General features: G+C 63.4%; 4 protein-coding genes. 3 read left to right on the forward strand and 1 reads right to left on the reverse strand.

All coding sequences use genetic code 11. From position 1 onward, the window contains the following. Window positions 1-131 precede the first annotated feature (131 nt). Window positions 132-1127 carry a DUF2637 domain-containing protein gene (locus tag WAW17_RS28825; RefSeq protein WP_422336272.1) on the forward strand — a complete coding sequence of 332 codons (996 nt, stop codon included), beginning with the start codon at window positions 132-134 and terminating at the stop codon, window positions 1125-1127. 119 nt (window positions 1128-1246) lie between these two features. On the opposite strand, the gene WAW17_RS28830 is transcribed toward WAW17_RS28825, so the two are convergent. Further along, entirely contained in the window at window positions 1247-2281 is a 1035-nt protein-coding gene (locus WAW17_RS28830; protein WP_422336273.1) for a DUF3068 domain-containing protein, read from the reverse strand. 216 nt (window positions 2282-2497) lie between these two features. Here WAW17_RS28830 and WAW17_RS28835 point away from each other — a divergent pair, with 216 nt between their 5' ends. After that, window positions 2498-2902, forward strand: coding sequence for a hypothetical protein (locus WAW17_RS28835; RefSeq protein WP_422336274.1), 405 nt, complete (start codon window positions 2498-2500; stop codon window positions 2900-2902). A gap of 110 nt (window positions 2903-3012) precedes the next feature. Further along, a partial coding sequence (locus WAW17_RS28840; protein WP_422336275.1) for a hypothetical protein occupies window positions 3013-3755 on the forward strand: 743 nt, incomplete at its 3' end.

Genomic DNA, 3755 nt, shown 5'->3' on the forward strand with positions numbered 1-3755 from the left:
CCTGCGGGCTCTACCTCGCCGACCCCACCGCCTGGCAGCAACCCCCGACGAATTAACGGATCAGACCACTTAGCCTGCACGCTGCACGTCTCCGCCTGTACGGCGTCGTCGCGTCCGTCGCATTCGCGATCATGCTGGCACTCGGGATCACCGCTTGCGCGTTCGTGCTCTCGTTCGCCGTTCTGCGGGATCTCGCGCAGCAGGCCGGCATGCCGACGGAGCTGGCGTTCTTGTTCCCGCTCATCGTCGACGGCGCCATTCTCGGTGCAACGATCGCCGCAGTCGCGCTGAGCAAGATCAGCGGCAACGACAAGGGCAAGTCGTTCTTCATGGGGCTGTTGGTGGCCGTCGTCTGTATCAGCGTGGTCGGCAACGCGTATCACGCCTTCAAGGGCGCGGAGCAGTCTGCACTTCGTGCCGCTGCGGGCATCGACGTCGGCACGACACCGCTCACACCCGCAGCCTCTGCGGTGATCGCGGTGATCGCACCATTGCTGGTGCTGGCGTTCACCCACGGCGCTGGCATCCTCATCCAGGCGATCGGTAACGCCTACACCGACTACAACCTGGCGTCCGAGAACAGTGTTCCGGCACAGGAAGTTTATGTGGGTGATGACGCCGAGGCGGCATTCGCGTCGGAGGTTCCGGTGGGAGTCGAGGCTGACGATCCGCTCGACGCCGGTCCGCTGCTGTTGGACGAGGCCGACATCTTTGGCGCTGATTTCGCCGCCGAACCCGATCCGATCGCCGAGCCCGCGTGGATCACCGAGCTCCCTGCAGCCGACAGCTATCACCGTATTTCCGACACCGACGCCGACGCCGACGCCGACTCCGCTCCGCTTGCTTCTGTGGACGGCCCCGACCAGACCGTGGAAGCGCTTCTCGTGTTCATTGACGGTGCCAATCTGCACCCGGGCGACAAGGACACGGCCCGCCGGAAGATCCTCGACCCGAGCCTGACCTTCGATGTGCTCGCCGAGATGACGGGTGCGCGTTCTGCGGACCTTGCGTTGCGCCGGTACAAGCGTGCTGAGGAGGCTGCGATCGGGGCGGGTTTCACGGTTCCGCCACTGCCGGTGGTTAGTGACCATGTTACCGACCTCAAGATGGCTGTCGCCGCCGCTTAAGACTGCCGCCGCTCTCGAAGTTTTTCCGACGCCCGGTCCCGTTCACGGGGACGGGCGTCGTCGTTTGCTGGGTTGGCTGGGTGGGCGCCAAAATGTTGTTGCCGGAGTGCGACTGGCGATCAGCGATCGGCCACGAGCTCAAGCTCGACAGGTAGTTCTGGTTCAGCAGTGGGTGCCTGTTGTCGCTTCGACGTCACACCGAGGAAAAGTCCACCGGCGAGCAGGAGAAGTCCCACGACCCCGCCGATGGTAGGGCCGTAGACGGTGCCCCACTGGATGAGGTTCTTGTACGTGACGGCTCGCTCGATCTGTTCGGCCTGGGTCTGAGCATCGAGTTTCGGTGAGACATCAATGATCGTGATGGAGTCCGTCGCATTGACGGCTGAGGCGAAGTACTGGCGGTAGCGCTGTTGCACCTGGACGATCGCACCGGAGACCGGCTCGACCCAGAGGTCACGAGTGATGCCGTAGAAGCGTTTCAGTGTCATCGGAGCTGTACCTTCCCTTCCCCAGTTCGACGCGGGCAGGGTGATCGCCCCGCCGACCGCGGTAGGCGCGATCTCTTGATGGAACCGGTAAACCGGGATGCCCGCCAGTGTGTCCTCAGCCGCGAAGTCCACGTTGTAACTCGCACGAAGCGTTGTATCGAAGTAGGGATACGACTGCTTCTGCGCGTCGAAGGGGAACTTGAACTGGAGCCCCTCGTGAGCGACAGGGTCCGCCGGCTTGCCGGACGTGGACTGGATGGATCCGGCCGGGTCGGCAACTGCAAGTCCTGTACGTCTGTGGACGGTGGATCGGTCGACGCTCGCGTTGACGATTGCCCCCGCCCCGGTCCGATCGTCCCGCGTCATCTGAACCGCGGATTGCAGCGTCGCTGTGTTCGCGTCGGAGGGATCTTCGACTGTGACGCGTTGGTTGACCGTGATCGGCACGGAGGAGTCGATGATCAGCTTGCCCTTCGCGAGGGCGGCCGCGTCGAGTAGGTCCGCAGTGCCTGTGGAGACCGTGCTGGCCTCGATGCTCAGGGGGATCTTCATGAGGTGCCGCGCAGCGTAGGTGGGAGCCATCGCACTCACCGTCAGCAGGAACGTGCCTGCCAGGATGGCTGCACAGGCGGTACAGCGACGAGATGTTCGAAGGCTGATCGGCATTCGGTCGAGCCTAGTCGGTTGGTTGGATGACCCGGTGGCCCCCAGGGAACCTCGGGCTGGGTGTATCTCTGCCAGAGGACTACCGTTATCTGTCGGCACCGTGGGGGATGCCGGAGTCAGGAGGGTCCCGGAGTGGCAGATAGAGCAGCAGTTACACGTGCCGTCGATCACCTATTCCGCATCGCGGAAGGCGATGAAGCACGATCGTTGGGCGGTATGGCGGATGCTCTCGCACGCGATCGCGGACGGCCCCTGGTGATCCGCGAGGGTCCCGAGTTGCCACCTCGGGTGTTTGGGCAATGGGTACGTAACCCTGACCATGACGAAATTAAGTACGCGTCCTGGGTGCACGCTCGCGAAAGAACTATCGCCCACGAGCTCGGTCACATCGCACTGGGACATGTCGGAAGGCCGGCCATCGATCTGGCGACCGAGCACCTTCCGTCGTCGTCCCACGACCTCGCGAAACTGATGCTGCAACGCGACTGCACGGATACGCAGTCCATCGAGGAGGCCGACGCTGAAGCGTTCGGGAGTCTGCTGCTGCGACGTCTGAAAGGTAGCAGTCGGACTAGCCACAGTCCTGCGGTCCGCTCACGGCTCGACGAGGCCCTCGGTTGATCACCGCGTCGGCTGCCGCGCTGTTGGGCGTGGCGGCTGCAACCCGGTTGCATCGGTGGTGGTTCAGGCGCTCGTGGACTCTCGCTGGTGCCGTCATCATCCTGGCCTGCATGTCACTTCACATGACGCTCAACACCCAGACCATGGAGGAATTCATACGATTTGCCTTCGGCGCCAGCATGCCCGGTGCCCTGAAAATGCTGTTGGTCTGTGGGATCTGCATCGGCACAGCCATCGTGTTCACGGATGTGACGAGCAGAGCTGGCCAGCGCACCAAGCTCATCCGGCTTCACATCACTCTTTCGTTGCTCACGGCCGCCCTGTCCTTCGTCTTCTTCTTCAGAACGCCGTGGCCGGCGAACGTGGACAATCGCACGTTCGACAACGAGTATGCGTTCCTCCCTGGATACGCCGAAGGCTTGATCCTCGGGATGGCATACCCGTTCCTGTTGTGCCTGATGGTGACGATCGTGGCGATCGTCCAGGCAGACCGACAGACCGTCACCGGCCGGGGATTGCTCTTGATCTGTCCGGGAGCGGCGATCCTGACTGCGTACGCCGCCCTACGGATTGGATACCTTTTCGCTGCGCGCTACGGACTGATGGAGCCGACACCGACACCGTTCGCCATCTCGCGCATACTCGCACTGACTGGCGTGCTGTTCATCGCCGCAGGAGTGCTCGCTGCCTTCGCGATGAACTGGGTCGGGGCCAAGACTGTGCTTCCACAGTTCGCGGACCTGCGAGCCGAGCTGCTGACGCGGTGGCCGGGCGCTGAACGGGAATCGAAGCGCGGCAGCAGCGCCGCCGAGCGTGTCGACGACCGAGCAGCCGAGCTGCTCGATGCTCTTAG

This window comes from Rhodococcus sp. (in: high G+C Gram-positive bacteria) (assembly GCF_049286785.1).
Classification (GTDB): Bacteria; Actinomycetota; Actinomycetes; order Mycobacteriales; family Mycobacteriaceae; genus Rhodococcus_F.

What these genes read in the sequence shown, in the direction of transcription:
- WAW17_RS28825 (WP_422336272.1), top strand. Translation starts at nt 132, where the DNA reads ATGCTGGCACTCGGGATCACCGCTTGCGCGTTCGTGCTCTCGTTCGCC.
- WAW17_RS28830 (WP_422336273.1), bottom strand. Translation starts at nt 2,281, where the DNA reads ATGCCGATCAGCCTTCGAACATCTCGTCGCTGTACCGCCTGTGCAGCC.
- WAW17_RS28835 (WP_422336274.1), top strand. Translation starts at nt 2,498, where the DNA reads ATGGCGGATGCTCTCGCACGCGATCGCGGACGGCCCCTGGTGATCCGC.